The organism is Pseudomonas qingdaonensis, assembly GCF_018398475.1.
In the GTDB taxonomy this organism is placed as follows: domain Bacteria; phylum Pseudomonadota; class Gammaproteobacteria; order Pseudomonadales; family Pseudomonadaceae; genus Aquipseudomonas; species Aquipseudomonas palmensis.
On sequence record NZ_CP074676.1, the window covers coordinates 1,341,449 to 1,358,256 of the forward strand.

General features: G+C 63.1%; 17 protein-coding genes. 15 read left to right on the plus strand and 2 right to left on the minus strand.

Annotation, left to right across the window (positions count from 1 at the left end; translation table 11 throughout):
- Nucleotides 1-53: 53 nt before the first annotated feature.
- From KH389_RS06020 to ispD, 7 genes are all read left to right on the plus strand, one after another.
- A complete protein-coding gene (locus tag KH389_RS06020; RefSeq protein WP_043863266.1) occupies nucleotides 54-1,001 on the plus strand; it encodes an acetyl-CoA carboxylase carboxyltransferase subunit alpha in 948 nt (315 codons plus the stop codon).
- Nucleotides 1,002-1,064: 63 nt separating this feature from the next.
- On the plus strand, nucleotides 1,065-2,348 hold the full coding sequence (tilS, locus tag KH389_RS06025; RefSeq protein ID WP_213607025.1) for a tRNA lysidine(34) synthetase TilS: 1,284 nt from the start codon (nucleotides 1,065-1,067) through the stop codon (nucleotides 2,346-2,348).
- A gap of 271 nt (nucleotides 2,349-2,619) precedes the next feature.
- Nucleotides 2,620-4,248 carry a CTP synthase gene (locus KH389_RS06030; protein ID WP_043863268.1) on the plus strand — a complete coding sequence of 543 codons (1,629 nt, stop codon included), beginning with the start codon at nucleotides 2,620-2,622 and terminating at the stop codon, nucleotides 4,246-4,248.
- A 3-nt stretch (nucleotides 4,249-4,251) separates the two neighbouring features.
- A complete protein-coding gene (gene kdsA / locus KH389_RS06035) occupies nucleotides 4,252-5,097 on the plus strand; it encodes a 3-deoxy-8-phosphooctulonate synthase (RefSeq protein WP_213607026.1) in 846 nt (281 codons plus the stop codon).
- A 155-nt stretch (nucleotides 5,098-5,252) separates the two neighbouring features.
- Nucleotides 5,253-6,542 carry a phosphopyruvate hydratase gene (eno, locus tag KH389_RS06040; RefSeq protein WP_043863270.1) on the plus strand — a complete coding sequence of 430 codons (1,290 nt, stop codon included), beginning with the start codon at nucleotides 5,253-5,255 and terminating at the stop codon, nucleotides 6,540-6,542.
- A gap of 160 nt (nucleotides 6,543-6,702) precedes the next feature.
- Nucleotides 6,703-6,981 (plus strand): cell division protein FtsB, encoded by a 279-nt coding sequence (gene ftsB / locus KH389_RS06045; RefSeq protein ID WP_043863271.1) that lies wholly within the window; start codon nucleotides 6,703-6,705, stop codon nucleotides 6,979-6,981.
- Nucleotides 6,978-7,688, plus strand: a complete 711-nt coding sequence (ispD, locus tag KH389_RS06050) for a 2-C-methyl-D-erythritol 4-phosphate cytidylyltransferase (RefSeq protein WP_213607027.1) — start codon at nucleotides 6,978-6,980, stop codon at nucleotides 7,686-7,688. The genes ftsB and ispD overlap by 4 nt, the downstream gene beginning before the upstream one ends.
- 94 nt (nucleotides 7,689-7,782) lie before the next feature.
- Here ispD and KH389_RS06055 read toward each other — a convergent pair whose 3' ends face one another.
- On the minus strand, nucleotides 7,783-8,679 hold the full coding sequence (locus tag KH389_RS06055) for a LysR substrate-binding domain-containing protein (protein WP_123752971.1): 897 nt from the start codon (nucleotides 8,677-8,679) through the stop codon (nucleotides 7,783-7,785).
- Between the two features lie 106 nt (nucleotides 8,680-8,785).
- On the opposite strand from KH389_RS06055, the gene KH389_RS06060 reads away from it, so the two are divergent.
- From KH389_RS06060 to rpoS, 8 genes are all read left to right on the plus strand, one after another.
- The gene (locus KH389_RS06060) at nucleotides 8,786-9,898 is read left to right on the plus strand and encodes an S-(hydroxymethyl)glutathione dehydrogenase/class III alcohol dehydrogenase (RefSeq protein ID WP_043863274.1); all 1,113 of its coding nucleotides are present in this window, start codon (nucleotides 8,786-8,788) and stop codon (nucleotides 9,896-9,898) included.
- 8 nt (nucleotides 9,899-9,906) lie between these two features.
- Nucleotides 9,907-10,755 carry an S-formylglutathione hydrolase gene (gene fghA, locus KH389_RS06065; protein WP_043863275.1) on the plus strand — a complete coding sequence of 283 codons (849 nt, stop codon included), beginning with the start codon at nucleotides 9,907-9,909 and terminating at the stop codon, nucleotides 10,753-10,755.
- A 76-nt stretch (nucleotides 10,756-10,831) separates the two neighbouring features.
- The gene (gene ispF / locus KH389_RS06070) at nucleotides 10,832-11,305 is read left to right on the plus strand and encodes a 2-C-methyl-D-erythritol 2,4-cyclodiphosphate synthase (protein ID WP_043863276.1); all 474 of its coding nucleotides are present in this window, start codon (nucleotides 10,832-10,834) and stop codon (nucleotides 11,303-11,305) included.
- Nucleotides 11,302-12,360, plus strand: coding sequence for a tRNA pseudouridine(13) synthase TruD (gene truD / locus KH389_RS06075; RefSeq protein WP_213607028.1), 1,059 nt, complete (start codon nucleotides 11,302-11,304; stop codon nucleotides 12,358-12,360). Before ispF ends, truD begins: the two co-directional genes overlap by 4 nt.
- The gene (gene surE / locus KH389_RS06080; RefSeq protein ID WP_043863278.1) at nucleotides 12,348-13,097 is read left to right on the plus strand and encodes a 5'/3'-nucleotidase SurE; all 750 of its coding nucleotides are present in this window, start codon (nucleotides 12,348-12,350) and stop codon (nucleotides 13,095-13,097) included. Before truD ends, surE begins: the two co-directional genes overlap by 13 nt.
- A complete protein-coding gene (locus tag KH389_RS06085; RefSeq protein WP_162484879.1) occupies nucleotides 13,097-13,774 on the plus strand; it encodes a protein-L-isoaspartate(D-aspartate) O-methyltransferase in 678 nt (225 codons plus the stop codon). Before surE ends, KH389_RS06085 begins: the two co-directional genes overlap by 1 nt.
- 174 nt (nucleotides 13,775-13,948) lie before the next feature.
- The gene (locus KH389_RS06090) at nucleotides 13,949-14,809 is read left to right on the plus strand and encodes a peptidoglycan DD-metalloendopeptidase family protein (protein WP_213607029.1); all 861 of its coding nucleotides are present in this window, start codon (nucleotides 13,949-13,951) and stop codon (nucleotides 14,807-14,809) included.
- Between the two features lie 108 nt (nucleotides 14,810-14,917).
- On the plus strand, nucleotides 14,918-15,925 hold the full coding sequence (gene rpoS / locus KH389_RS06095; RefSeq protein ID WP_054914992.1) for an RNA polymerase sigma factor RpoS: 1,008 nt from the start codon (nucleotides 14,918-14,920) through the stop codon (nucleotides 15,923-15,925).
- A gap of 536 nt (nucleotides 15,926-16,461) precedes the next feature.
- On the opposite strand, the gene fdxA is transcribed toward rpoS, so the two are convergent.
- A complete protein-coding gene (gene fdxA / locus KH389_RS06100) occupies nucleotides 16,462-16,785 on the minus strand; it encodes a ferredoxin FdxA (protein WP_043863281.1) in 324 nt (107 codons plus the stop codon).
- Nucleotides 16,786-16,808 lie beyond the last annotated feature (23 nt).

Consider the following 16,808-nt stretch of genomic DNA (forward strand, 5'->3'; position numbering starts at 1 on the left):
GCCAAACGGATCAACCGGCCGGCCGCCTGGCCGTCGACCCAAGACGGATGCCTATGAACCCGAATTTTCTGGATTTCGAACAGCCGATTGCTGACCTGCAAGCCAAGATCGAAGAGCTGCGCCTGGTCGGCAATGACAACTCGCTGAACATCGGCGATGAAATCGCCCGTCTGCAAGACAAGAGCAGCACGCTGACCGAGAGCATTTTCGGCAACCTGACCAGCTGGCAGATCGCGCGCCTGGCGCGTCACCCGCGTCGTCCGTACACCCTGGACTACATCGACCACATCTTCACCGAGTTCGACGAGCTGCATGGCGACCGCCACTTCTCTGACGACGCCGCGATCGTTGGCGGCATCGCCCGCCTGGACGACCAGCCGGTGATGGTGATCGGTCATCAGAAAGGCCGTGAAGTGCGCGAGAAGGTACGCCGCAACTTCGGCATGCCACGCCCTGAAGGCTACCGCAAGGCGTGCCGTCTGATGGAAATGGCCGAACGCTTCAAGATGCCGATCCTGACCTTCATCGACACCCCGGGCGCCTACCCTGGCATCGACGCCGAAGAGCGCAACCAGAGCGAAGCGATTGCCTGGAACCTGCGCGTGATGGCTCGCCTGAAAACGCCGATCATCGCCACCGTGATCGGCGAAGGCGGTTCGGGCGGTGCACTGGCCATCGGCGTTTGCGACCAGCTGAACATGCTGCAGTACTCCACCTACGCGGTGATTTCGCCGGAAGGCTGCGCCTCGATCCTGTGGAAGACTGCCGAGAAGGCTGCTGACGCAGCCGAAGCGATGGGCATCACGGCCGAGCGCCTCAAGGGCCTGGGTATCGTTGACAAGGTGATCGGCGAACCACTGGGCGGCGCACACCGTGACCCGGCGGCAGCCTCGGCCAACATCCGCGCTTCGCTGATCGAGCAGTTGGACATGCTCAAGGCGTTCGACAACGACGCGCTGCTCAAGCGCCGTTATGATCGCCTGATGAGCTACGGGCTCTGATCTGAACTCATCGGTGGCCCTTTCGCTTCTGTAGGAGCCGGCTTTGCCGGCGAAGGGCCACCGATGATCGACCTGCGCAACACCCTGTCCCCCTGGCACCAAGCTACCGGCTGGTGCGTCGCCCTCTCTGGCGGCCTCGACTCCACCGTCCTGCTGCACCTGCTGGCCCAACAGCCGGCTGCGCCCCTTCGTGCCCTCCATGTCCACCACGGTCTGCAAGCCGCTGCCGATGCGTGGCCGGCCCACTGCCAGCGCCTGTGCGACAGCCTGGGCGTACCGCTGGACATCATCCATGTGCACGTCGCCCCTGGCGCCAGCCTGGAGCAGGGCGCCCGGGACGCGCGCTATGCAGCCTTCGCCCGGGCCCTGCGCCCGGGCGAACTGCTGCTGACCGGCCAGCACCGCGACGACCAGGCCGAGACGCTGCTGTTTCGGCTGTTGCGCGGTGCCGGCCTGCGTGGTCTGTCGGGGATGCCGGCGCAGCGGGCGCTGGGGCAGGGCAGCCTGCTGCGACCCTTGCTGGATACCCCGCGTGATGAACTGCTGGCCTACGCCACCGCGCATGGCCTGCACTGGATAGAAGACCCCAGCAACGATGACACCCAGTTCTCGCGCAACTACCTGCGCCACCAGGTGCTGCCGGCGCTGACCCGACGCTGGCCCCAGGCGGCGCGCAGCCTGGCGCGCAGCGCCGCGCACCTGGCCGAGGCGCAGGGCCTGCTCGATGAGGTGGCGCAGCAGGACCTCGCGCAAGCCTCGACCCCCGATGCCTTCGCCTGGTTGGGCTGCCCGTCGCTGGATCTGGAGGTGCTGCGCCAACTGTCCCCGGCACGCCAGCGCAACGCCCTGCAGTACTGGCTGGCGGCGCGCACGCGCCTGCCGGACACCCGCCACTGGTCGGGTTGGGAAGGCGTGCGCGATGCCGGCGGCGAAGGGCGTCCTGTATGGCGCCTGGCCGATGGCGAGCTGCACCGCAGTGGCCTGCGTATCTACTGGCTGGATGCGCACTGGCTCACGCCGCCGGCGCAGCCGGTGCCTTGGCTCGACCCGCGCCAGCCGCTTGCACTGCCCGGCAATGGCCAGTTGACACTAAGCGGCAGGTTGCCGCAGGGCCCGCTGCAGGTGCGCTATCGCCAGGGCGGCGAGAGGATGGCGGTCGAGGGTAGAGGCCATCGCGACCTCAAGCGGTTGCTCAACGAGCGCCAGCTACCCTTGTTCGCCCGCCAGCGCGTGCCGCTGCTGTACCGCGACGGGCAGTTGCTGGCGGTGGCCAACCTGCCGGGGCTGGGGCTTGCCGACGGGCAACTGCACTGGTGCGTACCGACAAGCGCGCAAGGTTTGAGATGAAAGGGACATTCCGGTAGACTACGCTCCCTTCTTGATACAACTTCTGTGACTTCATCTGAATCACGGCAGTTGCCGATTACCAAGCAGTTTTTTGCTGGGCGATTCTAAAAATGTTTAGCGAGCTCCTTACCGGGTTTTCAACCCCCGGTCTGACCAGGCGCGGCAGTTTTTTAAGATGCACTGTGATTGACGCAGGTGATCGGGGGCTTCGGCCTTCCTTCGCTTTCCCCGGCGGCACTGACCGCTTTAACGCAGACTTCTAGGGTTTTTCATGACGCGCTACATATTCGTCACGGGCGGTGTTGTTTCTTCATTGGGGAAAGGCATTGCCTCGGCTTCATTGGCGGCCATCCTGGAGGCGCGGGGGCTCAAGGTCACCATGCTCAAGCTGGACCCGTACATCAACGTCGACCCGGGCACCATGAGCCCGTTCCAGCACGGTGAGGTGTTCGTCACCCACGACGGCGCCGAGACCGACCTGGACCTGGGCCACTACGAGCGGTTCATCCGCACGACCATGACCCAGAACAACAACTTCACCACCGGCCGCGTGTACGAGCACGTGCTGCGCAAGGAGCGCCGTGGTGACTACCTGGGTGCCACCATCCAGGTGATCCCGCACATCACCGACGAAATCAAGCGCCGCATCATCAAGGGCGCCGGCGATGCCGACGTGGCCATGGTCGAGATCGGCGGTACCGTGGGTGACATCGAGTCGCAACCGTTCCTCGAGGCCATCCGCCAGCTGCGCTTCGAAGTGGGCGCCAAGCGCGCGATGCTGATGCACCTGACCCTGGTGCCGTACATCGCCACCGCCGGCGAGACCAAGACCAAGCCTACCCAGCACTCGGTCAAGGAGCTGCGCTCCATCGGCCTGCAGCCGGACGTGCTGGTGTGCCGTTCCGATCACCCGATCGACAGCTCGTCGCGCCGCAAGATCGCGCAGTTCACCAACGTTGAAGAACGTGCGGTGATCGCGCTGGAAGACGCCGACACCATCTACAAGATCCCGGGCATCCTGCACTCCCAGGGCCTGGACGACTTCGTCGTCGAGCGTTTCGGCCTGCAGTGCGGCAGCGCCGACCTGTCCGAGTGGGACGCGGTGGTCGATGCCAAGCTCAACCCCGAGCACGAAGTCACCATCGCCATGGTCGGCAAATACATGGAGCTGCTCGATGCCTACAAGTCGCTGATCGAAGCGATGAGCCATGCCGGCATCAGCAACCGCACCAAGGTCAACCTGCGCTACATCGACTCCGAAGACATCGAGAACCAGGGCACCGGCCTGCTCGAAGGCGTGGACGCCATCCTGGTACCGGGCGGTTTCGGCCTGCGCGGCGTGGAAGGCAAGATCACTGCCGTTCAATACGCTCGCGAGAACAAGGTGCCATACCTGGGGATCTGCCTGGGCATGCAGGTGGCGGTCATCGAATTCGCCCGCAACGTGATGGGCTGGAAGGACGCCAACTCCACCGAGTTCGATCGCGCCAGCGGTCACCCTGTGGTGGGCCTGATCACCGAGTGGGAAGATGCCACCGGCGCTGTCGAGACCCGTACCGAAGCCTCGGACCTTGGCGGCACCATGCGTCTGGGCGCCCAGGAGTGCCAGCTGCAAAGCGGCTCCAAGGTGCACGACTGCTACGCCAAGGACGTGATCGTCGAGCGTCACCGTCACCGCTACGAGGTCAACAACAACCTGCTGCCGCAACTGATCGAGGCGGGCCTGGTGGTCTCGGGTCGTTCCGGCGACGGCGCACTGGTCGAAGTGGTCGAGTCCAAGGACCATCCGTGGTTCGTGGCCTGCCAGTTCCACCCGGAGTTCACCTCTACCCCGCGTGACGGCCACCCGCTGTTCAGCGGCTTCGTCAAAGCTGCATTGGCTCAAAAGAACAAGGCCTGATCCATGACCCAGAAGATCATTCGCGTCGGTAACATCGAGATCGCCAACGACAAGCCGTTCGTCCTGTTCGGCGGCATGAACGTGCTGGAATCCCGTGACCTGGCCCTGAAGGTCTGCGAAGAGTACGTGCGGGTTACCGAGAAGCTCGGTGTCCCCTACGTGTTCAAGGCCAGCTTCGACAAGGCCAACCGTTCGTCGATCAACTCCTACCGCGGCCCTGGCCTGGAAGAGGGGATGAAGATCTTCGAAGAGATCAAGCGCACCTTCAACGTGCCGGTGATCACCGACGTGCACGAGCCGCACCAGGCGCAGGCCGTGGCCGACGTGTGCGACATCATCCAGCTGCCGGCCTTCCTGTCGCGCCAGACTGACCTTGTTGTCGCGATGGCCAAAACCGGCGCGGTGATCAACATCAAGAAGGCGCAGTTCCTCGCACCCCAGGAGATGAAGCACATCCTGAGCAAGTGCGAAGAGGCCGGCAACGACCAACTGATCCTCTGCGAGCGTGGTTCGAGCTTCGGCTACAACAACCTGGTGGTGGACATGCTCGGCTTCGGCATCATGAAGCAGTTCGAGTACCCGGTGTTCTTCGACGTGACCCATGCCCTGCAGATGCCGGGTGGTCGCGCCGATTCCGCAGGTGGCCGCCGTGCCCAGGTCACCGACCTGGCCAAGGCCGGCCTCAGTCAGGGGCTGGCGGGCCTGTTCCTCGAGGCCCACCCGGACCCTGACAATGCCAAGTGCGACGGCCCGTGCGCCCTGCGCCTGGACAAACTGGAGCCATTCCTGGCCCAGCTCAAGCAACTGGACGAACTGGTCAAGAGTTTTCCGACGGTAGAAACCGCGTAAACCTCGATTCTCCGGTAAAGTACCGCCCGTTCATCCCCTGACCCCCGGGTCAGGGGCTTGTCCTCGTCAGGCCTGCCCGTGCGCCGACCGCCTGTGACGGACCCGGTTTTTTTCTCAGCTGCGTTGTTTTCGTCAATTCTGGAGTGCTTACAACAATGGCAAAAATCGTCGACATCAAAGGTCGTGAAGTTCTCGATTCGCGCGGTAACCCTACCGTCGAAGCGGACGTACTGCTCGACAACGGCATCATCGGCAGCGCCTGTGCGCCGTCGGGTGCTTCCACTGGCTCGCGCGAAGCGCTGGAGCTGCGTGATGGCGACAAGAGCCGTTACATGGGCAAGGGCGTACTGAAGGCCGTCGCCAACATCAACGGCCCGATCCGCGACCTGCTGCTGGGCAAGGACCCGGTCGAGCAAAAAGCGCTCGACCTGGCGATGATCAAGCTCGACGGTACTGAAAACAAAGGCAACCTGGGCGCCAACGCCATCCTCGCCGTGTCCCTGGCTGCCGCCAAGGCCGCTGCACAGGACCAGGACCTGCCGCTGTACGCGCACATCGCAAACCTCAATGGCACCCCTGGCCAGTACTCGATGCCGGTCCCGATGATGAACATCATCAACGGCGGCGAGCACGCCGACAACAACGTCGACATCCAGGAGTTCATGGTGCAGCCGGTCGGCGCCAAGACCTTCTCCGACGCGCTGCGCATGGGCACCGAGATCTTCCACCACCTCAAGGCAGTACTGAAGGCCCGTGGCCTGAACACCGCCGTGGGTGACGAGGGTGGTTTCGCACCTAACCTGGCTTCCAACGAAGACGCGCTGTCGGCCATCGCCGAAGCCATCGCCAACGCCGGCTACACCCTGGGCACCGACGTGACCCTGGCGCTGGACTGTGCGGCCAGCGAGTTCTACGAGGACGGCAAGTACAACCTGTCCGGTGAAGGCAAGTCGTTCGATGCAGCCGGTTTTGCCGACTACCTCAAGGGCCTGACCGAGCGTTTCCCGATCATCTCGATCGAAGACGGCCTGGACGAGTCCGACTGGGCTGGCTGGAAGATCCTGACCGACAAGATCGGCGACAAGGTGCAACTGGTCGGTGACGACCTGTTCGTGACCAACACCAAGATCCTGAAGGAAGGCATCGACAAGAAGATCGCCAACTCGATCCTGATCAAGTTCAACCAGATCGGCACCCTGACCGAAACCCTGGAAGCCATCCAGATGGCCAAGGCCGCCGGTTATACCGCGGTGATCTCGCACCGTTCGGGCGAAACCGAAGATTCGACCATTGCCGACCTGGCCGTGGGTACCGCTGCCGGCCAGATCAAGACCGGTTCGCTGTGCCGCTCCGACCGCGTCTCCAAGTACAACCAATTGCTGCGTATCGAAGAGCAACTGGGCAGCAAGGCTGTGTACCGTGGTCGCGGCGAGTTTCGCGGCTAAGCCAGAGATGGTAAAAAGGCCGCAGTGTGAGGCTGAAAGACGCAGCTAATCTTTCAGCAACCCTGTGCAGCAAGTGCTTTCCCCACAAAGCCTGGCTTCGGTCAGGCTTCGTGCCATCAGCCCCTTGTGCACGGGCGGCCTTTTTCCAGTGGATACCCTGATGCGTAGTCCCTATTGGTTGTTCCTCGTCTTGCTCCTGTTGCTGGGTGGCCTGCAGTACCGTCTGTGGGTGGGCAACGGCAGCCTGGCCCAGGTTGCCGACCTCAAGCAGCAGATCGCCGACCAGCACGCTGAAAACGAGCGTCTGCTGGAGCGTAACCGCGTGCTTGATGCCGAAGTGCTGGAGTTGAAGAAAGGTATGGAAACCGTCGAAGAACGCGCTCGTCATGAGCTGGGTATGGTCAAGGAGGGTGAAACCCTCTACCAGTTGGCCCAATGACGGCGTCCCTGCCTGCCTTCTGGGCAGTGATTCCTGCCGCGGGTGTTGGTGCCCGCATGGCGGCCGACCGTCCCAAGCAGTACCTGCAGCTGGGCGGGCGGACGATTCTCGAGCATAGCCTCGACTGTTTTCTCGACCATCCATGCCTCAAGGGCGTGGTGGTCAGCATTGCTGCCGACGACCCTTACTGGCCGGGCCTGGCCTGCGCCAGCGATACGCGCATCCAGCGTGCGGCAGGTGGGCGCGAGCGTGCCGATTCGGTGCTCAACGCCTTGCTGCTGCTGCATGCCCAGGGCGCGGCCGACAACGACTGGGTGCTGGTGCACGATGCGGCGCGGCCGAACCTGGCGCGCGACGACCTTGACCGCCTGCTGGGCGAGCTGGCGAATGACCCGGTGGGCGGGCTGCTGGCGGTGCCGGCGCGCGACACGCTCAAGCGTGCCGATGCCAACGGGCGGGTAAGCGCCACCATCGACCGCAGCACGGTGTGGCAGGCGTACACCCCGCAGATGTTCCGCCTGGGGGTATTGCACCGTGCGCTGGCAGACAGCCTGGTGGCGGACGTGGCGATCACCGACGAGGCGTCGGCCATCGAATGGTCCGGGCAGGCGCCGCGCCTGGTCGAAGGGCGCAACGACAATATCAAGGTGACGCGACCGGAAGACCTGGAGTGGCTGAGACAGCGCTGGGCTCATCGCGGCAATTGACCGCGGTGGCCCATTCGCTGGCAAGCCAGCCCACACAAGGGACTGCAGCACGTTCAGGGGCTGGTGAACTGCCTGTGGGAGCCCGCGACGTTTTCTACACGCTGCGGTACTCAGGCAGCTGTCCCAACTTCTCCCGTAGATAATCCACCAGCTTGCGCACCTTCGGCGACAGGTGCCGCTGTTGCGGGTACAACGCCCACACCGCCGTATTCGGCGGCTGATGCGCTTCAAGCAGCGACACCAACGCGCCACTGCCCAGATGCTCCAGCACGTAGTAGTCCGGCAACTGGCACAGGCCCATCCCCTGCAGCGCCGCATCCAGCACCGCCTGCCCGCTGTTGCAGCGCCAGTTGCCCTGCACCCGCTGACTGATTTCCCGGCCCTCCTGCTGCAAGGCCCAGATATCCGTGCTGCCGATCAGGCAGTTGTGCCGCGCCAGCTCCGACACGCTGTGGGGCCGCCCATAGCGCTCCAGGTACGCTGGCGAGGCGCACAGGTACATGCGCCGTGGGGCCAGGCGTGCCGCCACCAGGCGTGACTCCTGCAACCGACCCAGGCGAATCGCCATGTCCATGCCTTCGTGCAGCAGGTCGAGGGTGCGGTTGGTCAGCTCGATGTCCACCCGCAACTGCGGGTACTGCGCCATGAAGCGGGTGACCAGCGGCACGATGAAGCGCTCGCCATAGGCCACCGCACAGGTCATGCGCAGCAGCCCCTTGGGCTCGCTGGTCAGGTCGCCTATGGCGCGCAGGGCCTCTTCGCGGCCATCCTGCAGGCGCTGGCAGTGCTGAAGAAAGGTCTGCCCGGCCTCGCTCAAGGTCACCTTGCGCGTGCTGCGGTACAAAAGGCGCGTCTGCAGGCGATCTTCCAGGCGCGCCACCGCGCGGCTCACGTGCGACGACGATACCCCCAGGCGCTCGGCTGCCGCAGTGAACTGGCCCGTTTCGGCCACCGCGACGAATTCGTCGATCCCTTCCCAGCGGCTGCTCATCGATTATCCCTGCATGGCAATAATGTTTTGTGTTTGGCTCGATTATTAATCAAAAGACGATGAATTACACTTCACGCCTGAACTGAAACCTTTGTGGAGAACCTTGATGATCAAGTCCCGTGCTGCCGTTGCCTTCGAAGCCAAGAAACCGCTGGAGATCGTCGAAGTCGACGTGGCCATGCCCAAGGCCGGCGAAGTGCTGTTGCGCGTGGTCGCCAGCGGCGTCTGCCACACCGACGCCTACACGCTGTCGGGCGCCGACCCGGAAGGCATCTTCCCGTCCATCCTGGGCCATGAAGGCGGCGCCATCGTCGAGGCCATCGGTGAGGGCGTGACCTCGGTGGCGGTGGGCGATCACGTGATCCCGCTCTACACCCCGGAATGTCGCCAGTGCAAGTTCTGCAAGTCGGGCAAGACCAACCTGTGCCAGGCCATCCGCGCGACCCAGGGCAAGGGCCTGATGCCCGACGGCACCACCCGTTTTGCCTACAAGGGTCAGCCGCTATTCCACTACATGGGCACCTCGACCTTTTCCGAATACACCGTGCTGCCGGAAATTTCCGTGGCCAAGATCCAGAAAGAGGCCCCGCTGGAGAAGGTGTGCCTGCTCGGTTGCGGCGTGACCACCGGTATCGGTGCGGTACTCAATACCGCCAAGGTCAAGCCGGGTGACACCGTGGCCATCTTCGGCCTGGGCGGCATCGGCCTGTCGGCCGTGATCGGTGCGGTCAAGGCCAAGGCCAGCCGCATCATCGCCATCGACATCAACCCGGCCAAGTTCGAGATCGCACGCCAGCTGGGTGCCACCGACTGCATCAACCCCAAGGACTACGATCGCCCGATCCAGGAAGTGATCGTGGACCTGACCGATGGCGGCGTGGACTTCTCGTTCGAGTGCATCGGCAACGTGCAACTGATGCGTGCGGCCCTGGAGTGCTGCCACAAGGGCTGGGGCGAGTCGGTGATCATCGGCGTCGCCGGTGCCGGCCAGGAGATCGCAACGCGTCCGTTCCAGCTGGTCACCGGCCGCGTCTGGCGCGGCTCGGCATTCGGTGGCGTGCGTGGTCGCACCGAGCTGCCAAGCTATGTGGACATGGCCGAACAGGGCGAGATCCCGCTGGACACCTTCATTACCCACACCATGGGCCTGGAAGACATCAACAAGGCCTTCGACCTGATGCATGAAGGCAAGAGCATCCGCAGCGTCATCCACTTCTGAGGTCTGCCATGAGCCTGGAAAACATCTCCTGCCAGAAGAGCTTCGGCGGCTGGCACAAGCGCTACCGGCACCGCTCCAGCGTGCTGGGGTGCGACATGGTGTTTGCCGTGTACCTGCCGCCGCAGGCGGAGCAGGGCGGCAAGCTGCCGGTGCTGTACTGGCTGAGCGGGCTGACCTGCACCGACGAGAACTTCATGCAGAAGGCCGGCGCGCACAAGCTTGCCGCCGAGCTCGGCCTGATCATCGTGGCGCCGGACACCAGCCCGCGCGGGCCACAGGTACCGGACGACCCGGACGGCGCCTGGGACTTCGGCCTGGGCGCGGGGTTCTACCTCAATGCCACCGAACAGCCGTGGGCCGAGCACTACCGCATGCACGACTATGTGGTGGATGAGCTGCCGGCACTGGTGGAGGCGCATTTCCCGGCCTCCGCTGCGCGCAGCATCAGCGGTCACTCCATGGGTGGGCACGGCGCGCTGGTGTGCGCCTTGCGCAACCCCGGGCGCTATGTGTCGGTGTCGGCGTTCTCGCCCATCGGCAACCCGATGGACTGCCCCTGGGGCCAGAAGGCGTTCAGTCGCTACCTGGGCGAGGAGCGTTCACGCTGGCGCGAATGGGATGCCAGCGTGCTGATCGCGCAGGCGCAGGAAACGCTGCCGCTGCTGGTCGACCAGGGCGATCGCGACGACTTCCTGCAAACCCAGCTCAAGCCCGAAGTGCTGGCCCAGGCCGCGCAGGCGGCTGGCTACCCGCTGACGTTGCGCCTGCAGCCTGGCTACGACCACAGCTACTACTTCATCGCCAGCTTCATCGATGACCACCTGCGCCACCATGCGGCGGCATTGGGGCGGGCGTAGGGCTAGTCCTACAAATAAGCCAAACCCCCGGCAAAGCAGGTAGAATCACGCCCTGACTCAATCAGGGCGTTTTTTTATGCGTATTGGCCACGGCTACGATGTGCACCGCTTCGCGGAAGGCGATTTCATCACCTTGGGTGGGGTGCGCATTGCGCACAAGTTCGGCCTGCTGGCCCATTCCGACGGCGATGTGCTGCTGCACGCGCTGAGCGATGCACTGCTGGGCGCCGCCGCGCTGGGTGACATCGGCAAGCATTTCCCCGATACCGACCCGCAGTTCAAGGGCGCCGACAGCCGCGTGCTGCTGCGCCACATCCTGTCGATCATCCATGCCAAGGGCTGGAAGGTGGGCAACGTCGACGCCACCATCGTGGCCCAGGCACCCCGGATGGCCGCGCACATCGAAACCATGCGTACCCTGATCGCCCAGGACCTGCAGGTCGAGCTCGACCAGGTCAACGTCAAGGCCACCACCGAAGAGAAGCTCGGCTTCACCGGCCGTGAAGAAGGCATCGCCGTTCACGCCGTCGCGTTGTTGCTGCGCGCATGACCGAACTCGAACTGCTCGGCCCGCAGGCAGCCGGGCCGGCGCTGGGCAGCGCCATCCTCAAGGCCACGGCCGAAGATTTCCAGGTCGATGAAGTGCTCGACATTCCCCTGTCGGGTGAAGGCGAGCACTTGTGGCTGTGGGTCGAGAAACGCGACCTCAATACCGAGGAGGCCGCCCGCCGCCTGGCCCGCGCCGCCGGCGTACCGCTGCGCACCGTGAGCTATGCCGGCCTCAAGGACCGTCAGGCGCTGACTCGCCAATGGTTCAGCCTGCACCTGCCGGGCAAGGCCGACCCTGACCTGAGCGCGGCTGAAAACGAAACCCTGAGCATCCTCAGACACACCCGCCACTCGCGCAAACTCCAGCGTGGCGCGCACTCGGCCAACGGCTTCACCCTGCGCCTCACAGCGCTCAGCGCCGATCACCAGGCCCTGGACGCGCGCCTCGAGCAATTGCGCATACAAGGCGTGCCCAACTACTTCGGCAGCCAGCGATTTGGCTTTGCGGGCGGCAACGTGCACGATGCGCGCCAGTGGGCCGAGCGCAAGGCCCTGCCCGAGCAGCGCAATGTGCGCTCGCGGCTGCTGTCCAGCGCACGCAGCTACCTGTTCAACCGGGTGCTGGCCGAGCGGGTTGCCGATGGCAGCTGGCAACAGGCTCAGGTCGGCGACCTGCTGGCGTTCACCGACAGCCGCAGCTTTTTCGCGGCGGGCGAGGCCGAGTGCAGCGATCCGCGCCTGGCAATACTCGACCTGCACCCTACCGGGCCGCTGTGGGGCGAGGGCCTGCCGGCCACCAGTGGGGCAGGCGGTGCGATCGAGCAACACGTGGCCGAACAGGAGGCAGCCCTGTGCCAATGGCTGGGCAATGCCAACCTCAAACAGGAACGGCGCATTCTGCGGCTGCCCATTGGCGGCTTGACGTGGCATTATCCCGAGCCTGATATCCTGCAACTGGAATTCGTCCTTCCGGCCGGATGCTTCGCCACCGTGGTGGTGCGCGAACTCGTCGATCTGGTGCCGGCAGGGCAGACGGACAGCCCATGCGTATTCTGATTTCGAACGACGACGGGGTCACCGCACCCGGTCTCGCCGCGCTGCATGCTGCGCTGGCGGATTATGCCGAGTGCGTGGTGATTGCCCCGGACCAGGACAAGAGCGGCGCCAGCAGTTCGCTGACGCTCGACCGCCCGCTGCATCCGCAGACCCTGGCCAACGGCTACATCAGCCTCAACGGCACACCGACCGATTGCGTGCACCTGGGCCTGAACGGGCTGCTGGAGCATCCGCCGGACATGGTCGTCTCGGGTATCAACCTGGGCGCCAACCTGGGCGATGACGTGCTGTACTCGGGCACGGTCGCCGCGGCGCTGGAAGGTCGATTCCTGGGGGGCACCTCGTTTGCCTTCTCGCTGCTCTCGCGCCTGCCGGACAACCTGCCCACTGCCGCCTATTTCGCGCGCAAGCTGGTCGAGGCGCATGCAAGCCTTGAGCTGCCACCGCGCACCGTACTCAATGTGAACATTCCCAACCTGCCGCTGGAGCACATCCGTGGCATCCAGCTGACACGCCTGGGGCATCGTGCACGTGCGGCGGCGCCGACCAAGGTGGTCAACCCGCGCGGCAAGGAAGGCTACTGGATCGCGGTGGCCGGCGACGCCGAGGATGGCGGCCCGGGTACCGATTTTCACGCGGTGATGCAGGGCTATGTCTCGATCACCCCGCTACAGCTTGACCGCACCTTCAACGATGCCTTCGACCGTCTCGAGGGTTGGCTGGAGGGGCTGCTCTGATGCGAGAGCCGGAGGATCTGATGCGCCATGGTATCGGTTTTACTTCGCAACGAACCCGTGAACGGCTGATCCAGCGTTTGATCGAGGAAGGCATCAAGGACCAGCGGGTGCTCGAGGCCTTGCGCAACATCCCGCGGCACATGTTCGTCGACGAGGCGCTGTCGCACCGTGCGTATGAAGATACCGCCCTGCCCATCGGCAACAACCAGACCATCTCGCAGCCGTTCATGGTCGCGTACATGAGCGAGGTGCTGCTGGAGGACGGTCCGCTGGACAAGGTGCTGGAGATCGGCACCGGGTCTGGCTACCAGACAGCAGTGCTGTCCAGGCTGGTGGAGCGGGTGTTCTCGGTAGAGCGCATCAAGCCCCTGCAGGACCGCGCCAAGGAACGGCTGGTCGAGTTGAACCTGCGCAACCAGGTGTTCCGCTGGGGCGACGGTTTCGAGGGATGGCCGGCACTGGCCCCCTACAATGGCATCATCGTCACCGCCGGCGCACCCGAAGTGCCCCAGGCCTTGCTCGACCAGCTGGCACCGGGCGGGCGCATGGTGATACCGGTGGGCGCCAGTGGCGAGACACAGCAATTGCTGTTGATCGTGCGCGAAGAACAGGGCTTCTCGCGGCGCAAACTGTGTGACGTACGCTTCGTGCCGTTGCTCAATGGAACATTGAGCTGAGTCGATTTTTTTCGCGGGCGTCGAATTCCCGGTGCATTGCCGGGTCTATGGGGCGTGCGGTTTCTTGAACGATCGCACAACCTGGCAAGCAGTTGATCTGCATTGCCTGTGCGCTCGGTTATAATTGCAACAATATTGCATTCCTACATCGGTCACCACATAAGGGAGCGGCGGGTGAGTCACACAGTCATTCGGCAGCGCATGGGTCTATCGAGCTTAAAGCTTCTGGTGATTGCACTCGCCTTGGGAACCCTGGTTTCAGGGTGTTCCAGTTCATCTTCGAGCAGCGTGCGGGTGGTCGACCGCAACAGCGCCGCGCCCAAGCGCCCGGTGGTCACTACGGGGCAGTACGTGGTTCGCCCGGGCGATACGCTGTTCTCGATTGCCTTTCGCTACGGCTGGGACTACAAGGAGCTCGCTGCGCGCAACGGTATCCCGGCGCCCTATACCATCCGGCCCGGCCAGGCGATCCGCTTCGGCTCCAGCACGGCTACCAGCAGCGGCTCGCGGGTCGTCACCTCCACCTCGCCCTCCAGCAAGACCACGGTCACCCGTCGTCCGGCAGGTACCCCGGCACCGGCAAAAACCACGTCTTCAGGCGGTACCAGCGCGCCGCCCGTCGTCGCCACCACCCCTGTCCAGGTGCCGGCTTCGGAGCGTTCGGCCGGTGGCTGGGCATGGCCGGCCAACGGTGTGCTGATTGGAAAATTCGCTTCAAACGGTAGTTTGAATAAAGGCATTGATATCGCCGGTGATTTGGGACAGCCTGTTTTTGCTGCGTCGGATGGTTCCGTTGTGTACGCCGGAAGTGGCTTGCGGGGCTACGGTGAACTGGTAATCATCAAGCACAGCGATACCTACGTCAGTGCCTACGGTCACAACCGCAGGCTGTTGGTTCGGGAGGGACAGCAGGTCAAGGTTGGGCAGACAATTGCCGAAATGGGGTCCACGGGCACCGACCGGGTGAAGCTTCACTTCGAGATTCGCCGCCAGGGCAAACCTGTAGATCCGTTGCAATTCCTGCCACGTCGTTGATAAGCATGTACCCGGCCTGTTCCTTCGCGTAGTGGGGACAGGCTCAGCGTTGCCAAGGATAAAGGCGCCGCTTGAGTCTGAGTTCGAACTCAGCAAAGGACTATAACAATGGCTCTCAGTAAAGAAGTGCCGGAGTTTGACATCGACGATGAGGTGCTCCTTATGGAAACCGGCATCGTTTTGGAAACGGATGTGGTGTCAGACGAACCTGCTGTATCTCCGGTTCGGACCCGGGCCAAACAAGGCTCACCGCTCAAACAGCACAAGTACATCGATTACACTCGAGCACTTGATGCAACTCAGCTCTACCTCAACGAAATCGGCTTTTCGCCCCTGCTTTCCCCGGAAGAAGAAGTTCATTTTGCGCGTTTGTCGCAAAGTGGCGACCCTGCCGGGCGCAAACGCATGATCGAAAGCAACCTGCGCCTGGTGGTGAAGATTGCGCGCCGCTACGTCAACCGCGGTCTATCGCTGCTCGACCTGATCGAAGAGGGCAACCTGGGCCTGATTCGCGCAGTCGAGAAGTTCGACCCCGAGCGTGGGTTCCGTTTCTCGACCTACGCCACCTGGTGGATCCGGCAGACCATCGAACGCGCCATCATGAACCAGACGCGCACCATTCGCCTGCCGATCCATGTGGTCAAGGAACTGAACGTCTACCTGCGTGCAGCACGCGAGCTGACCCAGAAACTCGATCACGAGCCCTCACCGGAAGAGATCGCCAACCTGCTGGAAAAACCCGTAGGCGAGGTCAAGCGCATGCTCGGCCTGAACGAGCGCGTGTCTTCGGTGGACGTTTCACTGGGCCCGGACTCGGACAAGACCCTGCTCGATACCCTCACCGACGATCGTCCCACCGACCCCTGCGAGCTGTTGCAGGACGACGACCTGTCCCAGAGCATCGACCTGTGGCTGAGCGAACTGACCGACAAGCAGCGTGAGGTGGTGATTCGCCGCTTTGGCCTGCGCGGGCATGAGAGCAGCACCCTGGAGGATGTTGGCCTGGAGATTGGTCTTACCCGGGAGCGGGTACGTCAGATCCAGGTGGAGGGCCTCAAGCGGCTGCGGGAGATCCTGGAGAAGAACGGTCTGTCCAGCGAGTCGCTGTTCCAGTAACTGCGACGGCTGCGAAAAGGCGCCTCGACCCAGTCGAGGCGTTTTTGTTCGTGGCTGTCTCAAGCGCTCAGACACGCGCAGAAACACCGATACCACGGCGGCAACCTTTCCCGGTTGCGTATTGTTATTGGATTTGTAGGTTATCGCTTACAAGATCCGTAAGCCTTTACATCAAGAGGGTGTAAATTTCAGTCGGCTTTGACGTGGTATTTTATTTAACCAATTGATATTGAAAGAGTTTATTGTGAGGTGACGTCACCTTCAGGACTTTTTTTGAGAGCTTTTACCAGTTGCTCTGCCGGCTGCAGGGGATAGTATCTGAGCTGTGTCTACGGACTGACACAGGTTCTCAAGGATGAGCGCCAAGGACATCGCGGGATGCGATTCATCAGGATGATGATAGGGAATACAGGGACTACGGAAAAAAATGTGGGCGGGTCATACCGCCCCTTTTTTTTGCCTGCGAAAAAGTGGCTGGCCCTGCAGCGAACATAAAAAAAGGCCCCGAAGGGCCTTTTTCATTGATCCGGCGTCGATCAACGCTCCAGATCTGCAATCTTGCCCGGCTTGCCATCCCACTCTGCAGCGTCTGGCATCGAATCCTTCTTCTCGGTGATGTTCGGCCAGATTTCGGCCAGCTCGGCGTTGAGCTCGATGAAGTTTTCCATGCCGGCCGGCACTTCATCTTCCGAGAAGATCGCAACGGCGGGGCACTCAGGCTCGCACAGTGCACAGTCGATGCACTCATCCGGGTGAATGACCAGGAAGTTCGGGCCTTCGTAGAAGCAGTCCACCGGACAGACTTCTACACAGTCGGTGTACTTGCACTTGATGCAGTTGTCGGTGACGACGAAGGTCATTTCTAATTTTCTCCTCAGGCGAC